This is a genomic window from Pseudomonas sp. LS_2, assembly GCF_042709235.1.
GTDB lineage: Bacteria > Pseudomonadota > Gammaproteobacteria > Pseudomonadales > Pseudomonadaceae > Aquipseudomonas.
The window spans coordinates 1-22,467 of the sequence record NZ_JAVAYC010000029.1 but is presented as its reverse complement, the minus strand read 5'-3'; the positions used below and the strand labels follow the sequence as shown (position 1 = coordinate 22,467).

At 64.7% G+C, this 22,467-nt stretch carries 24 protein-coding genes; 19 read left to right on the top strand and 5 right to left on the bottom strand.

What is annotated here, in order from left to right; genetic code table 11:
* Positions 1-36: 36 nt before the first annotated feature.
* Complete coding sequence (locus tag RAC97_RS20705; protein WP_375101401.1) at positions 37-732, bottom strand: OmpA family protein; 696 nt, start codon at positions 730-732, stop codon at positions 37-39.
* A gap of 160 nt (positions 733-892) precedes the next feature.
* On the opposite strand from RAC97_RS20705, the gene RAC97_RS20700 reads away from it, so the two are divergent.
* The 10 genes from RAC97_RS20700 (at position 893) to pdeM (ending at position 12,309) form a co-directional block, all read left to right on the top strand.
* Positions 893-1,387 carry a DUF6231 family protein gene (locus tag RAC97_RS20700; RefSeq protein ID WP_375101402.1) on the top strand — a complete coding sequence of 165 codons (495 nt, stop codon included), beginning with the start codon at positions 893-895 and terminating at the stop codon, positions 1,385-1,387.
* 4 nt (positions 1,388-1,391) lie between these two features.
* Positions 1,392-1,868, top strand: coding sequence for a YchJ family protein (locus RAC97_RS20695; protein WP_375101403.1), 477 nt, complete (start codon positions 1,392-1,394; stop codon positions 1,866-1,868).
* 2 nt (positions 1,869-1,870) lie between these two features.
* Positions 1,871-2,347, top strand: coding sequence for an LEA type 2 family protein (locus tag RAC97_RS20690; protein ID WP_375101404.1), 477 nt, complete (start codon positions 1,871-1,873; stop codon positions 2,345-2,347).
* A gap of 6 nt (positions 2,348-2,353) precedes the next feature.
* Complete coding sequence (locus tag RAC97_RS20685; RefSeq protein ID WP_375101405.1) at positions 2,354-2,551, top strand: SEC-C metal-binding domain-containing protein; 198 nt, start codon at positions 2,354-2,356, stop codon at positions 2,549-2,551.
* Positions 2,552-2,685: 134 nt separating this feature from the next.
* Positions 2,686-5,124 (top strand): penicillin acylase family protein, encoded by a 2,439-nt coding sequence (locus tag RAC97_RS20680; RefSeq protein WP_375101406.1) that lies wholly within the window; start codon positions 2,686-2,688, stop codon positions 5,122-5,124.
* A 121-nt stretch (positions 5,125-5,245) separates the two neighbouring features.
* Positions 5,246-6,256 carry a ligase-associated DNA damage response exonuclease gene (locus RAC97_RS20675; protein ID WP_375101407.1) on the top strand — a complete coding sequence of 337 codons (1,011 nt, stop codon included), beginning with the start codon at positions 5,246-5,248 and terminating at the stop codon, positions 6,254-6,256.
* Positions 6,253-7,911, top strand: a complete 1,659-nt coding sequence (locus tag RAC97_RS20670; RefSeq protein WP_375101408.1) for an ATP-dependent DNA ligase — start codon at positions 6,253-6,255, stop codon at positions 7,909-7,911. The genes RAC97_RS20675 and RAC97_RS20670 overlap by 4 nt, the downstream gene beginning before the upstream one ends.
* Before the next feature lie 109 nt (positions 7,912-8,020).
* The gene (locus tag RAC97_RS20665) at positions 8,021-9,136 is read left to right on the top strand and encodes a succinylglutamate desuccinylase/aspartoacylase family protein (RefSeq protein ID WP_375101409.1); all 1,116 of its coding nucleotides are present in this window, start codon (positions 8,021-8,023) and stop codon (positions 9,134-9,136) included.
* 66 nt (positions 9,137-9,202) lie between these two features.
* On the top strand, positions 9,203-11,653 hold the full coding sequence (locus tag RAC97_RS20660; RefSeq protein ID WP_375101410.1) for a ligase-associated DNA damage response DEXH box helicase: 2,451 nt from the start codon (positions 9,203-9,205) through the stop codon (positions 11,651-11,653).
* Complete coding sequence (pdeM, locus tag RAC97_RS20655) at positions 11,650-12,309, top strand: ligase-associated DNA damage response endonuclease PdeM (RefSeq protein WP_375101411.1); 660 nt, start codon at positions 11,650-11,652, stop codon at positions 12,307-12,309. Before RAC97_RS20660 ends, pdeM begins: the two co-directional genes overlap by 4 nt.
* Here pdeM and RAC97_RS20650 read toward each other — a convergent pair whose 3' ends face one another.
* Together RAC97_RS20650 and dcd are read right to left on the bottom strand one after the other, a co-directional pair.
* On the bottom strand, positions 12,310-12,540 hold the full coding sequence (locus RAC97_RS20650; protein WP_375101412.1) for a hypothetical protein: 231 nt from the start codon (positions 12,538-12,540) through the stop codon (positions 12,310-12,312).
* 95 nt (positions 12,541-12,635) lie between these two features.
* Complete coding sequence (dcd, locus tag RAC97_RS20645; protein WP_003258001.1) at positions 12,636-13,202, bottom strand: dCTP deaminase; 567 nt, start codon at positions 13,200-13,202, stop codon at positions 12,636-12,638.
* A gap of 325 nt (positions 13,203-13,527) precedes the next feature.
* Here dcd and RAC97_RS20640 point away from each other — a divergent pair, with 325 nt between their 5' ends.
* Complete coding sequence (locus tag RAC97_RS20640) at positions 13,528-13,737, top strand: cold-shock protein (protein ID WP_016488765.1); 210 nt, start codon at positions 13,528-13,530, stop codon at positions 13,735-13,737.
* Positions 13,738-13,913: 176 nt separating this feature from the next.
* Here the strand turns inward: RAC97_RS20640 and apbC are convergent, their stop codons facing one another.
* A complete protein-coding gene (gene apbC / locus RAC97_RS20635; protein ID WP_375101413.1) occupies positions 13,914-15,008 on the bottom strand; it encodes an iron-sulfur cluster carrier protein ApbC in 1,095 nt (364 codons plus the stop codon).
* A 158-nt stretch (positions 15,009-15,166) separates the two neighbouring features.
* On the opposite strand from apbC, the gene metG reads away from it, so the two are divergent.
* The 7 genes from metG (at position 15,167) to RAC97_RS20600 (ending at position 20,830) form a co-directional block, all read left to right on the top strand.
* Positions 15,167-17,206, top strand: coding sequence for a methionine--tRNA ligase (metG, locus tag RAC97_RS20630; RefSeq protein ID WP_375101414.1), 2,040 nt, complete (start codon positions 15,167-15,169; stop codon positions 17,204-17,206).
* Between the two features lie 91 nt (positions 17,207-17,297).
* Complete coding sequence (locus RAC97_RS20625) at positions 17,298-17,825, top strand: Rnf-Nqr domain containing protein (RefSeq protein WP_375101415.1); 528 nt, start codon at positions 17,298-17,300, stop codon at positions 17,823-17,825.
* 14 nt (positions 17,826-17,839) lie between these two features.
* Positions 17,840-18,811 (top strand): RnfABCDGE type electron transport complex subunit D, encoded by a 972-nt coding sequence (locus tag RAC97_RS20620; RefSeq protein WP_375101421.1) that lies wholly within the window; start codon positions 17,840-17,842, stop codon positions 18,809-18,811.
* Positions 18,808-19,395 carry an RnfABCDGE type electron transport complex subunit G gene (locus RAC97_RS20615; protein WP_375101416.1) on the top strand — a complete coding sequence of 196 codons (588 nt, stop codon included), beginning with the start codon at positions 18,808-18,810 and terminating at the stop codon, positions 19,393-19,395. Before RAC97_RS20620 ends, RAC97_RS20615 begins: the two co-directional genes overlap by 4 nt.
* Positions 19,388-19,912: an Rnf-Nqr domain containing protein gene (locus tag RAC97_RS20610; RefSeq protein ID WP_375101417.1), complete on the top strand. Its 525-nt coding sequence runs from the start codon at positions 19,388-19,390 to the stop codon at positions 19,910-19,912. Before RAC97_RS20615 ends, RAC97_RS20610 begins: the two co-directional genes overlap by 8 nt.
* A gap of 4 nt (positions 19,913-19,916) precedes the next feature.
* Positions 19,917-20,555, top strand: a complete 639-nt coding sequence (gene nth, locus RAC97_RS20605) for an endonuclease III (protein ID WP_375101418.1) — start codon at positions 19,917-19,919, stop codon at positions 20,553-20,555.
* A 125-nt stretch (positions 20,556-20,680) separates the two neighbouring features.
* Positions 20,681-20,830: a PA3496 family putative envelope integrity protein gene (locus tag RAC97_RS20600; RefSeq protein WP_375101422.1), complete on the top strand. Its 150-nt coding sequence runs from the start codon at positions 20,681-20,683 to the stop codon at positions 20,828-20,830.
* A 50-nt stretch (positions 20,831-20,880) separates the two neighbouring features.
* Here RAC97_RS20600 and RAC97_RS20595 read toward each other — a convergent pair whose 3' ends face one another.
* The gene (locus RAC97_RS20595) at positions 20,881-21,507 is read right to left on the bottom strand and encodes a response regulator (protein ID WP_375101419.1); all 627 of its coding nucleotides are present in this window, start codon (positions 21,505-21,507) and stop codon (positions 20,881-20,883) included.
* Between the two features lie 379 nt (positions 21,508-21,886).
* Here RAC97_RS20595 and RAC97_RS20590 point away from each other — a divergent pair, with 379 nt between their 5' ends.
* Positions 21,887-22,375 (top strand): hypothetical protein, encoded by a 489-nt coding sequence (locus RAC97_RS20590; protein WP_375101420.1) that lies wholly within the window; start codon positions 21,887-21,889, stop codon positions 22,373-22,375.
* Positions 22,376-22,467 lie beyond the last annotated feature (92 nt).

Here is a 22,467-nt window from a genome sequence, read left to right as displayed (position 1 = left end):
CGCCCACGTCACTTCTCAAGGCGTGGGCACACGGCTTCAACGCTGGATCTTGATCTCCGTGCGGCGGTTCGCGGCACGCCCTTCGGCCGTGGCATTGTCGGCCTCGGGCTGGGTTTCACCGGCGCCTACCACCGAAACGAAGCTGTTGCGTGGGACACCACTGCCAACCAGGTACTCGGTCACCGATTGCGCGCGGCGCTCGGAGAGCTTCTGGTTGTAGCTGTCGGAGCCGACGCTGTCGGTATGCCCGGTGACACTCAGGCGGGCACTCGGCGCTTCCTGCTTCAGGCGCGTGGCGATGGTATTGAGGCGTTCCTTGTCGGCAGCGGTCAGGCGTGCCGAGTCGAATTCGAAGTGCACGTCACGAATGATGATGACTTCTTCCTTCTCGACCACCACCACTTCCTCGACCACCGCGACCGGCTCAGGCGGGCAGCCATTGGCATCGACCTGCACCCCACGCGGGGTGCCGGGGCACTTGTCGCGGCTGTCCGGCACGCCATCGCCATCCTCGTCGCCGTCACCGTTGGCCCAGCAGTAGCCAGCTGCCAGGCCGCCGCCGAGCAGCGCGCCCCAACCGGCCCAGCTGGAGCTCTCGATGGCGCCCAGGGCCGCGCCGCCCACGCCCCCGACGGCAGCACACTTCGGCCAGTCGGTTTTCTGCAAACCTGCACAACCAGTCAACACACTGGTGAGCAGTACCAGGGGTATCGCTGTGCGTACTATGCTCATTTCGTTGCTTCTCCTTGGGGGATCGGTGCAAAACCGATGCCTTGGGAGTAAAGACTGCGTATTCCCAATCTGCCAGCAATAAGCCACCCCAGTGGCGTTGTGCCCCTTTGCCCGCAGCGCTGGAAACGCTAGCCTTGAGCGACTTGAACGAGGATTGGCAATGAGCGACGGTTTTTCCCAACGCACCCCACAACAGGCCCTGGCCGCGCTGCTCGAACGCTTCGCGCCGCAGCGCCTGCTATTGGTGGGTTCGCGCTTCCCGGCGCTGGACGCCTTCGCCGAGGCGCACCCCGGCACCACCATCGAAGTCGCCACTCCCGGCCCGCTACCGACAGCCCTGGCCGCCCAGCGCTTCGACCTGGCGGTGCTGGTGGATTGCCTGGAGCACCTGCCCAAGCGCGGCGGGCTGGAACTGCTGGGCGGCATTCGCAATCTCAATGCCAATAGGGTCGCGGTACTGGCGGACCTCGGCGCCTGTGGCTGGAGGGACACCGACTTCTTCGCCCTGGCGCTGTCGGCCAGCGAGAAATTCCGCCGCGACGAGCAGGTGCTGAGCCTGTTCACCTATGATCTACATGATTACAAGCAAGTGCCTGACTGGCTCAACGCTAAGTTCTGGGCCAACCCGGAAAACTTCGGCAAGTATTGGTGGTGACTACATGAGTGTCTCGGTCTGCCCCTGCGGCAGCGGCAACCTGCTCGACGCCTGCTGCGGGCATTATCACGCCGGCACCCCGGCACCGGATGCGCAAGCCTTGATGCGTTCGCGCTACAGCGCCTACGTGCTGGGCCTGGTGGACTACCTGGTGGCGACCACCCTGCCGGCCCAGCAGGGCGACCTGGATCGCGCCGGCATCCAGGCCTGGAGTGCCGGCAGCACCTGGCTGGGCCTGGAAGTGGAAAGCGCCGAAGTGTTCGGCGGGCAGCCTGAACACGCCTTCGTCACCTTCACCGCGCGCTGGCACGACCTGCAAGGCGACCACCAGCACCGCGAGCGTTCGGCATTCGTCCAGCACCAGCAGCGCTGGTACTTCATCGACCCGACAGTGGGCCTGAGGGCCGGGCGCAACGACCCCTGCCCTTGCGCCAGCGGGCAGAAATTCAAGAAATGCTGCGCCAGTTATATCGGTAACTGAACATGACTGCCCTGGCCCGCCTGTTCCTGCTCGGCATCACCCTGTCGTTGCTGGCAGGCTGCGTAGGCTGGGGTGGCGCCGAATGGCAAGCCCCGCAGGTACATCTGGTACGGATAGAAACGGTCAAGGCGCGCCTGCACCAGCAAGAGTTCGTGCTGCACCTGCGCGTCGACAACCCCAACGACAGCCGCCTGTTCATCCGCAACCTGGCCTACCGCGTGCGGCTCAACGACCTGTTGCTGGCAGAAGACGAGACAAGCCTCTGGCGCAGCGTGGGTGGGCATGCCCAACGCACTTTCAAGATCACCACTCGCACCAACCTGTGGAGCCAACTCAAGCCCCTGGCCAAGCTGCTGCGCAGCGGCGAGCCGTTGCGTTACCAGTTGCAGGGCGACCTGAACACCGGGTTGCTCTTCCATCAGGCACTGCACTTGTCGCGCAGTGGTGAGATAATGCGCGGCGATCTTCAACCGGAGTAACCCGTAATGACCCAGCAACCCCATGTCCATGGCCCCGACTGCAACCACGATCATGACCACCACCACGATCACGGCCATGTGCACGGCCCGCACTGCAACCACGGCCACCAGGAGCCGGTGCGCAACGCCCTGAAGGACGTCGGCCGCAACGACCCTTGCCCGTGCGGCAGCGACAAGAAGTTCAAGAAGTGCCACGGCGCCTGACCCCGCCTTAGCCTGCCAGCTGCAAGAATGCGCACGCCTCTTCTTGCAGCCTGTCCCTCGCACTTGCGCCGCTCGCGCGCGCTCACTACCTTAGCGCCTTTGCCACCCTCGCCACGCCTCGCAGGAGCCTCTCCATGGCCGCCCACGTCCTTCCTCCCTTCCGCCCCAAGTTCGGCACCACCGCCGTGCTGCTAGGCCTGCTCGGGCTTGCCGGCTGCCAGGTGGGGGGCTTTCAGGACAGCGTGCCGCCGACCACCGGCGTGCAGCCGCTGAAAGGCCTGGCGCAGAACGTGTCGGTGCGGCGCAATGCGATGGGTGCCCCGCTGATCGAGAGCAGCAGCTTCCATGACGCGCTGTTCAGCCTCGGCTACGTGCACGCGGGCGATCGTCTCGAACAGATGCTCGCCATGCGGCTGCTGGCCCAAGGCCGACTGGCCGAACTGGCCGGCCCCGAGGCGCTGGACATCGACCGGCTGATGCGCGCGGCCAACCTCAAGCAGACCGCCGCCCAGCAGTACGCCGACGCCTCGCCGCGCATGAAGCGCTTCCTCGAGGTATATGCCCGCGGGGTCAACGCCTACCTGTTCCGCTACCGCGACAAGCTGCCGGGCGAGCTGGCCCGCAGCAGCTATCGCCCGGAGTACTGGAAGCCCGAGGACTCAGCGCTGGTGTTCAGCCTGTACGCCTTCAGCCAGTCGGTAAACCTGCAAGAAGAACTGGCTGCGCTGACCCTGGCGCAGCAGGTCGGCAGCGACAAGCTGGCCTGGCTGCTACCTGGCGCACCGGATGAGCCGCTGGCCGAAGGCGAGGCCGAGAAACTGCGCGGTATCAACCTGGCCACCCAGTTGCCTGGCCTCGCGCCCTTGGCTGCCGCCAGCCAGAAGCTCGCCGAGCTGGGCCTGCTCGGCAGCCCTGGCTCGGCCAACGTCGCCCTTGGCCCACAACGCAGCCGCAGCGGCAAGAGCCTGCTAGCCAGCGACAGCCGCGCAGCCTGGGCCCTGGTGCCGGTGCAGATACACACGACCAAGTACCAGGTCGCCGGCCTGTCGCTGCCGGGCCTGCCCATCGTGCTGGCGGGCTACAACGGCAAGCTGGCCTGGAGCAGCAGCGCGGTGATGGCCGACAACCAGGACCTGTACCTGGAACAACTACGCCGCCAGGGCAGCCAGCTGACCTACCTGGCCGACGGCAAGTGGCTGCCGGCAGGCTCGCGCAGCGAAACCTTCTTCATCCGTGGCCAGCGCCCGCAGCGCGAGGTGCTGTACGACACCCGCCACGGCACCCTGCTCGGCCAGCCGGGCAATGGCTATGGCCTGGCCCTGCAACTGCCGCAGCTCAAGGGCGACAAGAGCCTCGACGCGCTGTTCGACTTGACTCGCGCGCCGAATGTCGAGCGCGCCTTCGACAGCACCCGCGAAGTCGGCGCCGCCGCCCTGAACTTCGTGTTCGCCGAGCCCGAGCACATCGGCTGGCAAGTCAGCGGCCGCTACCCCAACCGCCGCGACGGCCTGGGGCTGCTGCCCTCGCCGGGCTGGGAAGGCCGCTACGACTGGGACGGCTATGCCGACGGGATGCTCCACCCCTACGACCAGGACCCGCCCAGCGGCTGGATCGGCCACGCCAACCAGCGCAGCCAGCCCAAGGGCTACGGCATGCAGTTGTCCAGCACTTGGTACTACCCCGAACGCGCCGAGCGCCTGGCCCAGCTGGCCGGCAACGGTCGTCACGACGCCCGCAGCCTGATGGCCATGCAGAACGACCCGACCACCCTGCTGGCGGACAAGGTCAAGCAGATGTTCGATGCCCCAGGCATGAGCCAGCCGCTCAAGCAGGCCATCGATGCCCTGCCCGCGCCCCAGCGCGACAAGGCCCGCGAGGCGCTGGCCCGGCTCAAGGCATTCGATGGCCGCCTGAGCCCGGTGTCGGCAGATGCCGCGCTGTATGAGCTGTTCCTTCAGGAAGTGACGCGGCAAACCTTCCTCGACGAGCTAGGCCCGGAATCCAGCCCGGCTTGGCAGGCCTTCGTCAGCAACGCGCGGCTTTCCTACTCGGCCCAGGCCGACCACCTGCTCGGCCGCGAGGACAGCCCGTTCTGGGACGACCGCACCACGTCGCAGAAGGAAGACAAACCCACCATCCTCGCCCGCAGCCTGGCCGGCGCGGTGGACGCCGGCATCGCCCAACTGGGCAGCGACCGCCGCGCCTGGCAGTGGGGCAAGCTGCACCAGTACCGCTGGCCGGCCCCGGCCTACTTCGGCCTGGGCGACAACCTCAGCCGCGCGCCACAGGCTGCCGCTGGCGACTTCAGCACCCTGGGCCTGACCCCCTACGCCTGGGGCAGCAATTTCGACACCAGCCTGCCGGCCTCGGCGCGCATGGTCGTCGATTTCGGCCAGGTCGAGCCTTTGCAGGTGCTGACCAGCAACGGCCAGTCCGGCAACCCGGCCAGCCGTCATCATCGCGATGGGCTCGATGCCTGGTTCAAGGGCAGCTTCATGAGCTTGCCGGTGCAACAACAGAACTTCTCGAGGGCCTACGGCAGCCAGCGCTTGACCTTGGTGCCAGGTAAGTAAGCAACATCAAACAGAGAAGCCATCAGCAGTGATGGCTTCTCTGTCACGTCAGCAACCCATCCGAACTTCCCCCGCCACCCCGCGCTCCTACCTTGTAACCCCTTCAAGCAGCGCCACCCTCATGGACCTCGTGATCGCCCGCCCCGAAGGCCTGTACTGCCCGCCGGGGGATTTCTACATCGACCCCTGGCGCCCGGTGGACCGCGCGGTCATCACCCATGGCCATGGCGACCATGCGCGCGGCGGCAATAACCACTACCTCACCGCCGAGCCCGGCGCGGGGGTATTGCGCAGTCGCCTGGGCCAGGACATCAACCTGCAAACCCTGCCCTACGGCGAACGCCTGCTGCACCATGGCGTCACCTTGAGCCTGCACCCGGCGGGGCATGTGCTCGGCTCGGCGCAGGTGCGCCTGGAGTACCAGGGCCAGGTGTGGGTCGCCTCGGGCGACTACAAGGTCGAAGCCGATGGCACCTGCGCGCCGTTCGAGCCGGTGCGTTGCCATACCTTCATCACCGAGTCCACCTTTGGCCTGCCGATCTACCGCTGGCCAGCCCAGGCCCAGGTGCTGGCCGAAGTGAACGACTGGTGGCGCGAGAATTGCGCGTTGGGCAAGGCCAGCGTGTTGTTCTGCTATGCCTTCGGCAAGGCCCAACGCATCCTGCATGGTCTTGACGAAGCGATCGGGCCGATCCTGGTGCATGGCGCGGTCGAGCCCCTGAACCGGGTGTATCGCGAGGCCGGGGTGGCGCTTGCGGCCACCCGCTATGTCGGCGATATCCCACGCAACGACCCGCTGCTGCGCCAGGCCCTGGTGCTGGCTCCGCCCTCGGCGGCCGGCAGCAGTTGGATGCGCCGCTTCGGCGACTACCGCGACGCCTTCGCCAGCGGCTGGATGCGCTTGCGCGGTACGCGTCGGCGGCGTGGCGTAGACCGTGGCTTCGTGCTGTCCGACCACGCCGACTGGCCCGGCCTGTTATGGGCCATCGAACAAACCGGCGCCGAGCGGGTGATGGTCACCCATGGCTCGGTCAACGTGCTGGTGCGCTACCTGTGCGAACAAGGCCTGGATGCACGCGGCTTCACTACCGAATACGGCGAAGAGGACGACAGCGCCGGGGAGCCGGCATGAAGGCCTTCGCCGAACTCTACCTGCGCCTGGACGCCACCACCTCGAGCAACGCCAAGCTCGAAGCCCTGCGCGACTACTTCAGCCAGGCCCCCGCTGCCGACGCAGCCTGGGCGGTGTACTTCCTTTCGGGCGGACGCCCCCGGCAACTGGTGCCGAGCCGCCTGCTGCGCGAACTGGCGACGGAGCTGGCGGGGCTACCGGAGTGGCTGTTCGAAGAGAGCTACCAGGCTGTCGGCGACCTTGCCGAGACACTGTCGCTGCTGCTGCCGGAGAATCCGCACAGTAGCGACGAGGGCTTGGCCTGTTGGGTCGAGCAGTACCTGTTGCCCTTGCGCGGACAACCTCCCGCCGAGTTGCGCGAAAAGTTGCCCGCGCTGTGGGCCAGGCTAGACCGGCCCAGCCTGATGCTATGCGTGAAGCTCATTACCGGCAGTTTTCGCGTGGGGGTCTCGAAACTACTGGTGACCCGCGCCCTGGCGCGCCTGGCGGACCTGGACGCCAAGCGCGTGGCCCAGCGGCTGGTGGGCTACACCGACCTCGGCCACCGTCCCAGCGCTGACAGCTACCGCAAGCTGATCGCCGCCGAGTCCCATGACGAGCACGCCCAACGCGGCGGCCAGCCCTACCCGTTCTTCCTTGCCCACGCCTTGCAGGCCCCTGTGGAGCAGTTCGATAGCCTGCTCGGCCCGCCAAGCGACTGGCAGATCGAATGGAAGTGGGATGGCATTCGTGCCCAGCTGGTCAAGCGCGATGGCCAGCTGTGGGTATGGTCGCGGGGCGAGGAGCTGGTCACCGAACGTTTCCCGGAGCTGCACAGCCTGGCCCAGGTGCTGCCCGATGGCGTGGTCATCGATGGCGAGATCCTGGTGTGGAAACCGGGCGCCACTAACGACATCCCGGCGGTCCAGCCTTTCGCCCTGCTGCAACAGCGCCTGGGGCGCAAGACCCTGGGCAAGAAGCTGCTCGGCGACGCCCCGGTGGTGTTGCAAGCCTACGACCTGCTGGAATGGCAAGGCGAGGACTGGCGCAGTCGGCCACAACACTTACGCCGCGCCCAGCTCGAACAGCTGGTAGAGCAATTCCCCCTGGCGCCGCTGTTGCTTTCGCCCCTGCTCCAGGGCCAGGACTGGGCGGCCCTCGCCAACCTGCGCGAGCAATCACGCAGCCTCGGCGTCGAAGGGCTGATGCTCAAGCAGCGCGAAGCCTTGTACGGCGTGGGCCGAACCAAGGACATGGGCACCTGGTGGAAATGGAAGGTCGACCCGTTCAGCGTCGATGCCGTGCTGATCTACGCCCAGCGCGGCCATGGCCGACGCGCCAGCCTGTACAGCGACTACACCTTCGCCGTCTGGGATAGCCCGCCAGGTTCGCCCGATCGCGCCCTGGTGCCTTTCGCCAAGGCCTATTCGGGCCTGAGCGACGAGCAGATGCGCCAGGTCGATGCGATCATCCGCAAGACCACCACGGAAACCTTCGGCCCGGTGCGCAGCGTTACTCCAACCCTGGTATTCGAGCTGGGTTTCGAGGGCATTGCCTTGTCCAAGCGCCACAAGAGCGGCATTGCCGTGCGCTTTCCGCGCATGCTGCGCTGGCGCCAGGACAAGCCGGTGGATGAGGCCGACGACCTGGCCACCTTGCAGGCCTTGCTGACCTGAAGCGTCCGCTCCTAACAGGCCGTCATCAGTGGCAAACGGGACATGCACAAAGCCTGGGTTTGTGCTTCTATTCCTGTCGCCCCGTTCAACATCCAGCACCAGGACCACCATGCACCATTCGACCCACGACCTGCTGTCGCCCGTCCCCGGCATCGCCCGCCAGTTGCACAGTTTCCATTTCGGCCCACGCGGCGGGCGCAAGGTATACATCCAGGCCTCGCTGCATGCCGATGAGCTGCCCGGCATGCTGGTGGCCTGGCATCTCAAGCAGCGCCTGGGCGAACTGCACAAGCAGGGGCTGCTGCACCGCGAGGTGATCCTGGTACCGGTAGCCAACCCGGTGGGCCTCGAGCAGGTGCTGCTGGATGCCCCGCTGGGGCGTTTCGAGCTGCAAAGCGGCGAGAATTTCAACCGCAATTTCGTCGACCTGTCGGACAGCATCGGCGACCAGGTGGAACAACACCTGACACAAGACCCGGAGCACAACGTCGAGCTGATCCGCGACTACCTGCGCCGCGGCCTGGCGGTGTATCCCGCGGCCACGCCGCTGCAATCCCAGCGCCTGGCCCTGCAGCGCCTGGCCTGCGACGCCGACATGGTGCTGGACCTGCACTGCGACTTCGAGGCGGTCGAGCATCTGTACACCACCCCCGAGGCCTGGTCACAGGTCGAGCCACTGGCACGCTACCTGGGCGCACAGGCCAGTCTGCTGGCCACCGACTCCGGCGGGCAGTCGTTCGATGAATGCTTCAGCCTGCTGTGGTGGCAGTTGCAGCAGCGCTTCGGCAAGCGTTTCCCTATCCCCCTGGGCTGTTTCTCGGTAACCCTCGAGCTACGCGGCCAGGCGGATGTCAGCCACGACCTGGCAAGCAAGGACTGCCAGGCGATCCTCGATTTCCTCACCCACGCCGGCGTCATCGCCGGGGAGGCTCCCGAACTGCCCGAGCTGCCCCACGCGGCTACTCCCCTGGCGGCGGTCGAGCCGGTAGTGGCACCGCTGGGCGGCTTGCTGGTGTTCCATGCCAAACCCGGCCAGTACCTGGAACCAGGGCAGTTGATCGCCGAGGTCATCGACCCGCTCAGCGACCGGGTGAGCGCCATCCGCAACACTCAGGCCGGCCTGCTCTATGCCCGCAGCGTGCGACGCATGGCCACTGCGGGCATGGTCATCGCCCATGTCGCGGGCGAGCACGTTTGCCGCAGCGGCTACCTGCTGGCCAACTGAGCCAGTAAAACCAAACCCCCTCGCGGCGGGTCTGTAGAAGCACAGCTTTCTACGGACCGGCCGCCCATGCCCACACCTTCCGACCTCGCCAGCGCCTGGTTCGCCCGACATGGCTGGGTGCCCTTCGCCTTCCAGCGCAAGGTCTGGGCCGCCGTGCAGCGTGGCGAGTCCGGGCTTCTGCACGCCAGCACCGGCAGCGGCAAGACCTACGCGGTGTGGCTCGCCGCACTGCGCGCTTTCGCCAAACCCGTGCCGGGGCGTCACTCTGCCCCGCTGCAAGTGCTGTGGATCACCCCCATGCGCGCCTTGGCGAGCGATACCGCGCGCGCCTTGCAACTGCCCGTGGACGAGCTGGGCCTGGACTGGAGCCTGGGCGTGCGCAGCGGCGACACCTCCAGCGCCGAACGCGCACGCCAGGCGCGGCGCCTGCCGAGCGTATTGGTTACCACGCCGGAAAGCCTGACCTTGCTGCTGACCCGCGAACAGGCCGCCAGCGATTTCGCCCAGCTGCGCCTGGTGGTGGTCGATGAATGGCATGAACTGCTCGGCAACAAGCGCGGCGTGCAGCTGCAACTGGCGCTGGCCCGGCTACGCCGCTGGCGCCCAGGCTTGCAGACCTGGGGGCTGTCGGCCACCCTCGGCAACCTCGAACATGCACTCGACGTGCTGCTACCCGAGGGCGGCCGGCTGGTGGAAGGCCGCCAGGACAAACGCATCCAGGTCGACACCCTGCTCCCCGAGCGCATCGAGCGCTTTCCCTGGGCCGGGCATATGGGCCTGAAGATGCTCGAACAGGTGGTAGCCGAAGTCGACGCCAGCGCCAGTTGCCTGGTATTCACCAACACCCGGGCGCAGGCCGAGCTGTGGTACCAGGCGCTGCTGACAGCAAGGCCCGACTGGGCGGGGCTGATCGCCTTGCACCACGCGTCCTTGGCGCGGGAAACCCGTGACTGGGTCGAGCGCAGCCTCAAGCAGGGCGCGCTCAAGGCCGTGGTTTGCACCTCGAGCCTGGACCTGGGCGTGGATTTCCTGCCGGTGGAGCGTGTCCTGCAAGTCGGCTCGGCCAAGGGCATCGCCCGCCTGCTGCAACGTGCAGGCCGCTCGGGGCATGCACCGGGGCGCACGTCGCGAATCACCCTGGTACCGACCCACAGCCTGGAATTGGTGGAGGCAGCCGCCGCCCGCCATGCCCTGGCCGCAGGCCACATAGAAGCGCGTGAGTCGCCGCGGCTGTGCATGGACGTGCTGGTCCAGCATCTGGTCAGCATGGCCCTGGGCAGTGGCTTCCGGCCTGACGAGCTGTTGGCGGAAGTCCGCGCGACCTGGGCGTTCGCCGGCCTGCGCGACAGCCAATGGCAATGGGCGCTGGACTTCGTGCGCAATGGCGGCAGTTCGTTGACCGCCTACCCCGACTACCAGCGGGTCGAGGCACACCCCGATGGTATCTGGCGGGTGGCCAGCGAACGCCTGGCACGGCGCCACCGCCTGGGCATCGGCACCATCGTCAGCGACGCCAGCATCCAACTGAAATTCTGGAGCAAGGGCGGTGGCGGCAAGTCGCTGGGCAGTGTCGAGGAGTCGTTCATCGCTCGCCTGCGCCCTGGCGACACCTTGCTGTTTGCCGGACGCGTACTGGAGTTGGTGCGGGTCGAGCAGATGACTGCCTACGTTCGGCGCAGCACCTCCCGCAAGGCGGCAGTAGCGCGCTGGAATGGCGGGCGCATGCCACTGTCCAGCGAACTGGCCGAAGCCCTGGTGGAGCGGCTCGATGCAGCCGCCCATGGCCATTACGACGGCCCGGAACTGCGCGCGGTGCGGCCATTGCTCGAGCTGCAAGCCACGTGGTCCGCGCTGCCCACCCGCCAGACGCTGCTGGCGGAAACCCTGGCCTCGCGCCAAGGCTCGCACCTGTTCCTCTACCCCTTCGCCGGGCGCATGGCCAACCTGGGCCTGGCCAACCTGATTGCCTGGCGAGTCAGCCGCATACAGCCGCTTTCGGTCTCGATCGCCGTCAATGACTACGGCCTGGAACTGCTCAGCCCGAGCCCCGTGGACTGGGCGACGCACTTGCCGCAGGCCCTGGCTACCGACCACTTGCTGGACGACGTGCTGGCCAGCTTGAATGCAGGAGAAATGGCCCTGCGCCGCTTCCGCGAAATCGCCCAGATCGCCGGGCTGGTGTTCGGCGGTTATCCGGCTGCGCAGAAAAGCACCCGGCAGATCCAGGCCTCCAGCGGTTTGTTCTACGAAGTGTTTCGCAAACACGACGCAGGCAACCTTTTGCTGGGCCAGGCGCGGGACGAGGTGCTGCGCGAGGAACTGGAAATCGGGCGGCTGCACCGGCAACTGCTCAGGTTGGGCGAGCTACGTCTCGAACTGAAGGCGTTGAAACGCCCAGCACCGCTGGCGTTCGCCTTGCTGGTGGAAGGTATGCGCGAAACCCTGAGTACCGAGAAACTGGCCGATCGCATCGCGCGGATGGTGGCTGACCTGGAGAAAGCGGCGGGTAATCCATGACGAACCACCTGGTCATCGAACACTGCGGCGAAACGCTGTGGCTGCTGGCGGACAAGGCGCTGTACTGGCCGGCCCGGCGGGCCTTGCTGGTGGCCGACGTGCATATAGGCAAGGCGGCCAGCTATCGCGCACTGCACCAGCCGGTGCCACGGGGCACGACCGAGGCGACGCTTGAGCGGCTTGACCGGTTGCTGGGCCTTCATGACTGCGAACAGCTGATCGTACTGGGCGACTTTCTCCATGCACGTGCAGCCCAGGCCCCCGCCACGCAGGCCCGCCTGCTGGACTGGCGCCAGCGGCATGGCAGCCTGCGCATGGTGCTGGTGCGCGGTAACCACGACCGCCATGCAGGCGACCCGCCAGCGCAATTGCAAATAGACGTACTCGACGAACCCTGGCTGCTGGAACCCTTCGCCTTGCAGCACGAACCGTCGGCGCATCCGACTCATCCGGTACTCGCCGGTCATGTCCATCCGGTGTGCCTGCTGCGCGGGAAGGCCCGCCAGCGCCTGCGCTTGCCTTGCTTCGCCCTGGGGCCTGAGGTCAGTCTGCTGCCCGCCTTCGGCGAATTCACCGGCGGCTGGAATATCGACGCAAAACCCGGCTGTCGCCTGTTCGTAGTGGGCGACAGCCGGGTCTGGGCGCTGCCCGGTTGATCAAGCGACTGGCGCGGGTGGCGGCTCGTCGGGCAGGGTCGGCTCTCCCGGTTCCATGGGCGGGGTATCGCCGGGCTGCGGCGGTTGCGGGGTGTCGGGGTCAGGTTGATGCGGCACGCCACCGGTTTGCACGGGCGTGTGCGGTTGGGCGAGCAACGACCACGCCAGCACACCGATCTGGTTCGGCTGGAGGATCGCCAGCTTGTCACTGATTGCAGGGTGGAGTTTCATGGGCTGCTCCTGACGAGGGCCGACGCGCATAATGCACACCGGCTTCTACGTCGTTGGAGTGCCGAAGCGGAAAGGAATTCCCGCGCTTCGTCGGTTCAGGTCCGCGGCAGGGTAACGCCGCGCTGGCCCTGGTACTTGCCACCACGGTCCTTGTAGGAGACTTCGCACTCCTCATCGGACTGCAGGAACAGCATCTGCGCCACGCCTTCGTTGGCGTAGATCTTCGCCGGCAGCGTGGTGGTATTGGAGAATTCCAGGGTCACGTGGCCTTCCCACTCGGGCTCAAGGGGCGTGACGTTGACGATGATGCCGCATCGGGCGTAGGTGCTCTTGCCCAGGCAGATGGTCAGCACGTCGCGGGGAATGCGGAAATACTCGACCGTCCGGGCCAGGGCGAAGGAGTTCGGCGGAATGATGCAGACATCGCTCTTGATGTCGACAAAGCTGCCGGCATCGAAGTTCTTCGGGTCGACGGTGGCCGAATTGATGTTGGTGAAGACCTTGAATTCGTCGGCGCAGCGCACGTCGTAGCCGTAGCTGGAGACGCCGAAGGAAATCACCCGGCTGTCCTGCTCGCCGCGCACCTGGCGCTCGACGAACGGTTCGATCATGCCGTGTTCCTGCGCCATGCGGCGAATCCACTTGTCCGATTTGATGCTCATGGCGGGGTGTCCTGAAAATTACAAGGTGAAGAACGAGACGCGCATATTACCGGTCCCGGCGCTCGCGGCAAAGTTTCCCCGCCGCACACCGCACAGGACGCGGCTTGTGGCGCCGCTGATCCGAATTGCGACAAACGCCAACCAGACCATTGGCAGGTCGGGGAAAGTGGGTTAAGGTGTCGCCACTGTGCTGCACGTGACACCGAGAATCTGTTTGATGCACGATCCTGATCGGCCCATCGCTGAATTTTCCACTCTCTTTGCACTCAGTCCCGGCCAGGGCGTTTCCTGAGCCGAAATCTACTTTGTCCAAGGAGACAGACACATGTCCAATCGCCAGAGCGGTACCGTCAAGTGGTTCAACGATGAGAAAGGCTACGGCTTCATCACCCCTCAGTCGGGTGACGACCTGTTCGTACACTTCAAAGCCATCCAGGCTGACGGCTTCAAAACCCTGAAAGAAGGCCAGGCTGTTACTTTCGTCGCTACCCGCGGCCAGAAAGGCATGCAGGCTGAAGAAGTTCAAATCGCCTAAGTCGATTTAGCTTCCTCGCTTCAGAAAAAAACCCGCCTCACGGCGGGTTTTTTTATGCCTGGCCGAAACCGGCCCGGGCCTCTTCTGCGGTAAACCCGCCCCAAGTATTGCGCAGACCTCAAGACGTGCGCTGTGGGAGCGGGTATACCCGGGAAGGGATAGACGCGTTTGGCGCGTCAATCCTCGCTGATGGTGATGCTCGGCATCGCTGGCGCCGCGGCTTCCTGCAGCACGATGCGCGCCCCGACCTGACGCGCCAGCTCCTGGTACACCATGGCGATCTGGCTTTCCGGCTCGGCGATGGCCGTTGGCTTGCCGCTGTCGGCCTGCTCACGGATCAGCATCGACAGCGGCAACGAGGCCAGCAGCTCGACACCATACTGCGCCGCCAGCTTCTCGCCGCCGCCCTCGCCGAACAAATGCTCGGCATGGCCGCAGTTCGAGCAGATGTGCACGGCCATGTTCTCCACCACGCCCAGCACCGGAATATTCACCTTGCGAAACATCTCCACGCCCTTCTTGGCGTCCAGCAGGGCCAGGTCCTGAGGGGTAGTGACGATCACCGAGCCTGCCACCGGCACCTTCTGTGCCAGGGTCAACTGGATGTCGCCGGTGCCCGGCGGCATGTCGATCACCAGGTAGTCCAGGTCGTCCCAGGCCGTCTGTGTCACCAGTTGCAGCAGGGCGCCCGAGACCATCGGGCCACGCCAGACCATCGGCGTGTTGTCGTCGGTCAGGAAGGCCATGGACATCACCTCCACGCCATGGGCCTTGATCGGCACGAACCACTTCTGCTCGCGTACCTGCGGGCGGGTGCCCTCGGGGATGCCGAACATCACGCCCTGGCTCGGCCCATAGATATCCGCATCGAGGATGCCCACTCGCGCGCCCTCGCGGGCCAGGGCCAGGGCCAGGTTGGCGGCGGTGGTCGACTTGCCGACCCCGCCCTTGCCCGAGGCCACGGCGATGACATTCTTCACGTTCGCCAGGGCCGGCACCTGGGCCTGGGCCTTGTGGGCGGCGATCTCGCAGTCGATGCTCACCTTGGCGGAATCGACCCCGTCGAGGTTCTCGATGGCCGTCTGCAATACCTGCGCCCAGCCGTTCTTGAACAGGCCGGCGGCGTAGCCGAGCTGCAAGCGGACACTGACGCTGCCCCCCTGGATATCGATGGCGCGCACGCAACTGGCGCTGACCGGGTCCTGGTTCAGGTAAGGGTCGTTGTACTGGCGAAGCACGCCTTCGATGGCGGCATGTGTGACGGCACTCATGGAGGCTCCCGTTGACGAACTGAAAATGGCACAGGCGCCTATGCTAACCCGTCAATCATCGACAGATGCGTACACGGGGTGAAATATATTTCCCGGCGCTTTATAGTGGCCGATCACCCTTGTTTTCCTTGCAAACCTGAGCAGATAGCCGAGCCCCCATGTCCGAGCCACGTCAGATTCTCGTCACCAGCGCCCTCCCCTATGCCAACGGTTCCATCCATCTTGGCCATATGCTCGAGTACGTCCAGACTGACATGTGGGTACGCTTCCAGAAGATGCGCGGTAACCAGTGCATCTATGTGTGCGCCGACGATGCCCATGGTTCGGCCATCATGCTGCGCGCGGAAAAGGAAGGCATCACGCCTGAACAGCTGATCGCCAATGTCCAGGCCGAGCATGCCGGCGACTTCGCCGACTTCCTGGTCGACTTCGACAATTTCCACTCGACCCATGCCGAGGAAAACCGCGAGCTTTCTAGCCTGGTCTACACGCGCCTGCGCGATGCCGGGTATATCGCCAACCGCTCCGTCACCCAGTACTTCGACCCCGAGAAGGGCATGTTCCTGGCCGACCGTTTCATCAAGGGCACCTGCCCGAAATGCGCGTCCGAGGACCAGTACGGCGACAACTGCGAGAAGTGCGGCGCCACCTATTCGCCGACCGAGCTGAAAAACCCCAAGTCGGCGATCTCCGGCGCCACCCCGGTGCTGCGCGACTCGCAGCATTTCTTCTTCAAGCTGCCCGAGTTCCAGGCCATGCTGGCGCAGTGGACGCGCAGCGGCACGCTGCAGGAGGCGGTGTCGAACAAGCTCGCCGAGTGGCTGGATTCGGGCCTTCAGGAATGGGATATCTCCCGCGATGCGCCGTACTTCGGCTTCGAGATTCCCGGCGAGCCTGGCAAGTATTTCTATGTCTGGCTGGACGCGCCGATCGGCTACATGGCCAGCTTCAAGAATCTCTGCGCACGCCGTCCGGAGCTGGACTTCGATGCGTTCTGGAAACCTGACTCCAACGCAGAGCTGTACCACTTCATCGGCAAGGACATCGTCAACTTCCACGCGCTGTTCTGGCCAGCCATGCTCGAAGGCGCGGGTTTCCGTAAACCGACTGCAGTCAACGTACATGGCTACCTGACCGTCAATGGCGCGAAGATGTCCAAGTCGCGCGGCACTTTCATCAAGGCCCGCACCTACCTGGACCACCTGCAGCCGGAGTACCTGCGCTACTACTACGCTTCCAAGCTGGGCCGCGGCATCGACGACCTGGACCTGAACCTCGACGACTTCGTGCAGAAGGTCAATTCCGACCTGGTCGGCAAGGTGGTGAACATCGCCAGCCGCTGCGCCGGCTTCATCCACAAGGGCAACGATGGCGTGCTGGTAGCTGGCGATGCCGCACCGGAGCTGACCGAAGCCTTCCGCGCCGCTGCCCCGTCGATCGCCGAAGCCTATGAGGCGCGCGATTTCTCCCGCGCCATGCGCGAAATCATGGCCCTGGCCGACCGCGCCAACGCCTGGATCGCCGACAAGGCGCCATGGTCCCTCGCCAAGCAGGAAGGCAAGCAGGACGAGGTGCAGGCCATCTGCGCCCAAGGCGTCAACCTGTTCCGCCAGTTGGTGATCTTCCTCAAGCCCGTGCTGCCGGTGCTGGCTGCCGATGCCGAAGCCTTCCTCAATGTCGCCCCACTGACCTGGAACGACCTCGGCTCGCGCCTGGAAAACCACAAGCTGAACCCGTTCAAGGCACTGATGAGCCGGATCGAGCCCGCCAAGGTCGAAGCCATGGTCGCCGCCAGCAAGGAAGACCTGGCCGCAAGCCAGGACGCCAAGCCCGTCGGCAACGGCGAGCTGGCCAAGGACCCGCTGTCGGCGGAGATCGAGTTCGATACCTTCGCCGCCGTCGACCTGCGCGTCGCGCTGATCGTCAAGGCCGAGGCCGTGGAAGGTGCCGACAAGCTGCTGCGCCTGACCCTGGACATCGGCGACGAGCGCCGCAACGTGTTCTCCGGCATCAAGGCTGCCTACCCCGATCCGGCCCAGCTGGAGGGTCGGCTGACCATGATGGTGGCCAACCTCAAGCCTCGCAAGATGCGCTTCGGCGTGTCCGAGGGGATGGTCATGGCAGCCGGCCCGGGGGGCGAGGAAATCTACCTGCTCAGCCCTGACAGCGGCGCCAAGCCCGGACAACGCATCAAATAATGCCTGTCACTGCCCCGGCCCTTGGCCGGGGCATTTGCATCCCCTGTCTGCTGGCCGATAATCAGCGCACCTTCCGCCCTTCGGCACGTTCATGAGCGACTTCGTCCTGGTATTGGTCAGCGCTGCGCTGGTCAACCACCTGATGCTGCACACGGCACCGGTTACCCGCCTGCGGGTGCACGTACTCGGCTTGTGCAGCGCCGTGTCGATGCTGGTCGCGCTGCCTGTGGCAACGCTGCTGCCGCTCGCTCGCGGGCTGGAACTGCTGGTCGCCCTGCCACTGCTGGCGGCGCTGGCGTGGGGCATACCGGCCCTGCTGGAACGGCTACGCCCGGACTGGCCGGTAGCAGGGTTGCCAGCGCTGCTGCTGGGTAACGTCGCGCTGCTAGGCGGTTTTCTGCAACGGGCCAACGACGTCAGTGGCTGGGGCGCAGCCCTGGCTTGGGGCCTGTGCGCCGGGGCCGGGTTCTGGCTGGCCCTGGCACTGTTCCACGACCTGCACCAGCGCAACGACCACCCCGACCTGCCGCAGGCAATGCGTGGCCTGCCTATCGAGCTGATCGCTGCCGGGGTAATGGCCATGGCCTTTTCCGGCCTCAACGGACTGCTCCCACAATGAAAGTCGACACTGCCATGCCAGCGCCTGACCTGCGCCAGCGCCATGCCATGGGCCTGGTGCTGCTGGCCTGCGTGCCTGGCATGCTGGCGCTGTTGTGGTTCCACGGCTGGGGCGTGCTCTTCAACCTGCTGGCCTGCACCGTGACGGCGCTGGGCTGCGAAGCGGCGCTGCTGCGCCTGCGAGGCGTGCCAGCGGCCCCGCTGTTGAACGACGGCAGTGCCCTGGTAACCGCCGTGCTACTGGCCGTTGCCCTGCCCAGCCATGCCCCCTGGTGGCTACCAGTCACGGCCACGGCGGTTGCCATCGCCCTTGGCAAACAGGCTTTCGGGGGCGTCGGCCGAAACCCGTTCAACCCCGCCATGGTCGGCTACGCCTTCGTGCTGTTGAGCTTCCCGCTGCAGATGACCCATTGGCCTGGCGCCTCGCCAGACCTGTCGCAGGCATTCGGACTGCTAGTCGGTGGCAACCCGCCGATCGACGCCTGGGCACAACCCACCGTGCTCGACGTCCTGCGCCACAACCGTAGCCTGACCATCGATGAACTGTTCACCAGCCATCCCGGCTTTGGCGGGGTGGGCGGACGCGCTGGCGAGTGGGTGAACGTCGCCTTCCTGCTGGGCGGGCTGTTCCTGTTGCAGCGCCGGGTGTTCAGCTGGCATGCGCCAGTGGGCGTGCTGGCCGGGCTGTTCGTCTTCAGCCTGTTGGGCTGGAATGGCTCAGGCTCCGACTCCAATGGCTCGCCATTGCTGCACCTGTTCAGTGGCTCGACCATGCTTGCCGCGTTTTTCATTGCCACGGAACCGGTATCTGGCCCCAGGCTGCCCCTGGCCAGGCTGCTGTTCGGCGTCGGCTGCGGCGTGCTGATCTACCTTGTGCGCACCTGGGGCAGCTACCCGGACGGCACCGCCTTCGCCATCCTGCTGATGAACCTCGGCGTGCCTGCGCTGGAGCGCCTGGCACTGCGCCGTCAGCAGGCGACGCCATGAAGTCCACCCTCCTGGCGTTGGTGGTCGGGCTGGCGCTCGCTATTACGCTGGCCTGCTGGCATTGGACAGCTGCGCCCATCGCCGAGGCCGAACACCAGTGGGAACGCCAGCAATGGCTGGCGGCGCTGCCTGTCGGCGGACATGACAACGACCCCCTGCAATCTCCCTTGCCTGTAGCGGGCACCCAGCTTGCACACAGCCAGTTGCTGTCAGCCTATCGCGCGACCCTGGCAGGCAAGCCCGTTGCAGTCGTGCTGCGCAGCCAGGCCCGAGGTTACGCAGGCCCGCTCCAACTGGCGATCGCCATCGACAACAGCGGACGCCTGCTTGGCACACGTGTTCTTGAGCAACATGAAACCCCCGGGCTGGGCGGGCAACTGGCCGACCCGCAGCATACCTGGCAGGAGCAGTTCACCCGGCGGGACCTGAACGCGCGCTGGGCGCTGAAGCGTGACCAAGGCGATTTCGATCAACTGGCGGGAGCAACGGTCACCTCTCGCGGCGTGATAGATGCGCTGCAAGACGCCCTGCGCTACTTCGACACGCACCGCCAAGCCCTGTTGCAGGAACCCCTCGATGACTAGGTTCTGGCTGTTCGGCACGTCACTGGCGCCCTTGCTCGGCGCTACCGGCAACCTCGCACAAGGCGCCGCCATCGGGCTGTGTGCAGTCAGTCTGCTGTTGTGCCACCAAGCGTTGATGTGGCCGTTGCGCCAACCACTCCAAGGCCCCCTGCGCCTCGCCGCAAGCTTGGCCATCGCCGCGGCCCTTGCCACTTGCCTGCAATTGGCGCTGCGCACCTGTGCCTTGCCCGTGGCCCTCTCCCTTGGACACTATCCCGCCTTGCTGTGCCTGTATTGCGTTGCGCTGGATAGCGACTTACCCGGCGCTAGCCGGTACCGCGCACTAGCCCTGCACCTGACGGGCATGATGAGCTTGTGCCTGGTACTCGGGGCCTGCCGCCAAGTCCTGGCCGAAATGGCCAACCTGCACCTGGCGAGCCAGGCCCCGGGTGCATTGATACTGCTCGGCCTGCTGCTGGCCTTGTACAATCGCCTGCGCCCGGGCACCGCCCCCTCTCGCCGTCAAGGAACGCTTTGAGCCCATGAATGCTGCCAAACGCCTGGAGATCTTTCGCAGGCTGCACGAAGACAACCCCGAGCCGAAGACCGAACTGGCCTACAGCACCCCCTTCGAACTGCTGATTGCGGTGATTCTCTCCGCCCAGGCTACCGACGTAGGCGTCAACAAGGCCACCGCCCGCCTGTACCCCGTCGCCAATACGCCCGAGGCGATATACGCCCTGGGTGTCGAAGGGCTTAGCGAGTACATCAAGACCATCGGCCTGTACAACAGCAAGGCCAAGAACGTCATAGAGACCTGCCGTCTGCTGATCGAATTGCACGGCAGCGAAGTACCGCAAGAACGCGAGGCCCTCGAAGCGCTCCCGGGCGTAGGCCGCAAGACCGCCAACGTGGTACTCAACACCGCCTTCCGGCAATTGGCGATGGCCGTGGACACGCATATCTTCCGGGTCAGCAACCGCACCGGCATCGCGCCGGGCAAGAACGTGCTGGAGGTTGAAAAGAAGCTGCTCAAGTTCGTGCCCAAGGACTATCTGCTCGACGCACATCACTGGTTGATCCTGCACGGCCGCTATGTTTGCCAGGCACGCAAGCCGCGCTGTGGAAGCTGCCGGATTGAAGACCTTTGCGAGTACAAGCAGAAAACATCGGACGATTGAAGCAATAGAGAAAAACCAGTAAATACGATTGAAAAAATCTTTTTTACCAGGCTCGGGATTCTCGCTATAAGGACGGCCAATGGCCCTTTGGCTTGGAGTGACTCATGAGCATTGACACAGATGAGATGATCGACGACAACGTCGCCGCAGAAGACGAAGGCGAAACTCGAGTGGAACCTGCGAAGACCAACTTGAGCAAGCGCCGTACCATCGATAATCTTCTGGAAGAACGACGCCTGCAGAAACAACTGGCCGATTACGATTTCGACCTGTAGCCGTACAAGTCGCCCGTAGAAAAGCCTCCCTTGCGGAGGCTTTTGTCGTTTCAGGCTAGCCCGTGGCGTTGGGCCAGTTCGATCAGGTCGACCAGTGAGCGGGCATTGAGTTTGAGCAGCAGGCGCGTCTTGTAGGTGCTGACCGTCTTGTTGCTGAGAAACATGCTGTCGGCGATCTCCTTGTTGGTACGGCCTCGTGCCAACTGTTGCAGCACCATCATCTCTCTGCCGGACAAGCGCTCGACCATTTCCGTCTCGCTACCACCGCCTACGCCCCCGCGCGTCTTGTGCAACGCCTGGTTGGGAAAATAGCTGTAGCCGGACAGTACCGCTTTTATGGCGCTGAGCAATTCGGTCAGTTCCTGTTGCTTGCACACGTAGCCAGCAGCGCCCGCCTGCATGCAACGCATGGAAAAATGCCCAGGCGCCTGGGACGTCAATACCAGCACCTTGGTACCGGGGCTTGCCGCAGTCATGCGGGCGATGACCTCGAGGCCGTCCAGCTTGGGGATACCTATGTCGAGCACGACGATGTCCGGTAGATATTCTCGCGTGAGTTGCAGCGCATCCACACCATTGTCGGTTTCCGACACCACTTCATAGCCATGCCGTTCCATCAGCATGCGTACGGCCAAGCGAATGACCGGATGATCATCCACGATAAGCACTTTATTCATGGGATATCCATTGATCCGTTATTCTAGTTGTGACGCGCCAAGATAACCGAGCGAATCGTTTCATTGCGCGACTATTCACTAGCCACACACACGCAAAGAAGGAACCCACACAAAAAAGCGAAACTTCCTACATTAAATCTTTCAATAAAAGCCACAAACGCCTGATAAGCCCACGCAGGTGAAAGCTATCACCCCGCGAGACGGCTCTCCAAGTTTGGAAAATACTCACCTGTCGCCGGATTTTTCCTCACCCCATACTGGAAACCCCCGAATCACAGGCGGTTCGCGTAGAAGCAACAATCACCCAGGGAAATGGCCTACCTTTCTTCACCTAATGGAACGCTATACAGATGCGGGTATCGACAAGCAGGTGACCCGCATGAAAAGCGACGACCCCATCAGCCCCCTGACTATCATCGCTATCTTCGCTGGCATCATTGAGGCCTCGGCGCTCGCATCTTTGCCATTTCTGAGCGAGAACAGCCAAAGCATCTACACCTGGTTCCTGGTGGCCTTCCCTTTCTTTCTGACGGTGCTGTTCTTTCTTACCTTGAATTTCAACTATGCCTCGCTCTACAACCCCAATCAGGCAGAATCGCAAACCGGCCGCCCGGGTCCAGCTCGCTCCCCAAACAGGCCCCAGCAACGACCCGGCGCAGTGCCAAACGCGGCCGAGGCGCCAAATGTCGTGACCATCGCGCTGTCCGGGCCAGATACCCACAAGACCATCGAGCAGCATGTATTGCGTGTCGTCACGCAACCGCCTGAACAAGCGCACAGTTGGGTTCTCTACAACCTGGACTGCCGAACGTGCGTGAACCTGTCGGTGCGTCCGCTCGCGCAAGACGAGGGCCCCTGCTCGCTGTAATGCGCATCCAGAAGATCTCGCCCATGAAAAAACCCGGCATTGGCCTAATGCTGTTCAGTTAAGCATTTGAGTCCAAGCCGGGCTTTCTAGAG

Coding starts and splice junctions, on each gene's coding strand:
- RAC97_RS20620 (WP_375101421.1), top strand. CDS start 17,840: ATGCCAGCGCCTGACCTGCGCCAGCGCCATGCCATGGGCCTGGTGCTG.
- RAC97_RS20695 (WP_375101403.1), top strand. CDS start 1,392: ATGAGTGTCTCGGTCTGCCCCTGCGGCAGCGGCAACCTGCTCGACGCC.
- RAC97_RS20650 (WP_375101412.1), bottom strand. CDS start 12,540: ATGAAACTCCACCCTGCAATCAGTGACAAGCTGGCGATCCTCCAGCCG.
- RAC97_RS20690 (WP_375101404.1), top strand. CDS start 1,871: ATGACTGCCCTGGCCCGCCTGTTCCTGCTCGGCATCACCCTGTCGTTG.
- RAC97_RS20590 (WP_375101420.1), top strand. CDS start 21,887: ATGAAAAGCGACGACCCCATCAGCCCCCTGACTATCATCGCTATCTTC.
- metG (WP_375101414.1), top strand. CDS start 15,167: ATGTCCGAGCCACGTCAGATTCTCGTCACCAGCGCCCTCCCCTATGCC.
- RAC97_RS20700 (WP_375101402.1), top strand. CDS start 893: ATGAGCGACGGTTTTTCCCAACGCACCCCACAACAGGCCCTGGCCGCG.
- RAC97_RS20595 (WP_375101419.1), bottom strand. CDS start 21,507: ATGAATAAAGTGCTTATCGTGGATGATCATCCGGTCATTCGCTTGGCC.
- RAC97_RS20665 (WP_375101409.1), top strand. CDS start 8,021: ATGCACCATTCGACCCACGACCTGCTGTCGCCCGTCCCCGGCATCGCC.
- RAC97_RS20625 (WP_375101415.1), top strand. CDS start 17,298: ATGAGCGACTTCGTCCTGGTATTGGTCAGCGCTGCGCTGGTCAACCAC.
- dcd (WP_003258001.1), bottom strand. CDS start 13,202: ATGAGCATCAAATCGGACAAGTGGATTCGCCGCATGGCGCAGGAACAC.
- RAC97_RS20660 (WP_375101410.1), top strand. CDS start 9,203: ATGCCCACACCTTCCGACCTCGCCAGCGCCTGGTTCGCCCGACATGGC.
- nth (WP_375101418.1), top strand. CDS start 19,917: ATGAATGCTGCCAAACGCCTGGAGATCTTTCGCAGGCTGCACGAAGAC.
- RAC97_RS20640 (WP_016488765.1), top strand. CDS start 13,528: ATGTCCAATCGCCAGAGCGGTACCGTCAAGTGGTTCAACGATGAGAAA.
- apbC (WP_375101413.1), bottom strand. CDS start 15,008: ATGAGTGCCGTCACACATGCCGCCATCGAAGGCGTGCTTCGCCAGTAC.
- RAC97_RS20615 (WP_375101416.1), top strand. CDS start 18,808: ATGAAGTCCACCCTCCTGGCGTTGGTGGTCGGGCTGGCGCTCGCTATT.
- RAC97_RS20600 (WP_375101422.1), top strand. CDS start 20,681: ATGATCGACGACAACGTCGCCGCAGAAGACGAAGGCGAAACTCGAGTG.
- RAC97_RS20705 (WP_375101401.1), bottom strand. CDS start 732: ATGAGCATAGTACGCACAGCGATACCCCTGGTACTGCTCACCAGTGTG.
- RAC97_RS20610 (WP_375101417.1), top strand. CDS start 19,388: ATGACTAGGTTCTGGCTGTTCGGCACGTCACTGGCGCCCTTGCTCGGC.
- pdeM (WP_375101411.1), top strand. CDS start 11,650: ATGACGAACCACCTGGTCATCGAACACTGCGGCGAAACGCTGTGGCTG.
- RAC97_RS20680 (WP_375101406.1), top strand. CDS start 2,686: ATGGCCGCCCACGTCCTTCCTCCCTTCCGCCCCAAGTTCGGCACCACC.
- RAC97_RS20685 (WP_375101405.1), top strand. CDS start 2,354: ATGACCCAGCAACCCCATGTCCATGGCCCCGACTGCAACCACGATCAT.
- RAC97_RS20670 (WP_375101408.1), top strand. CDS start 6,253: ATGAAGGCCTTCGCCGAACTCTACCTGCGCCTGGACGCCACCACCTCG.
- RAC97_RS20675 (WP_375101407.1), top strand. CDS start 5,246: ATGGACCTCGTGATCGCCCGCCCCGAAGGCCTGTACTGCCCGCCGGGG.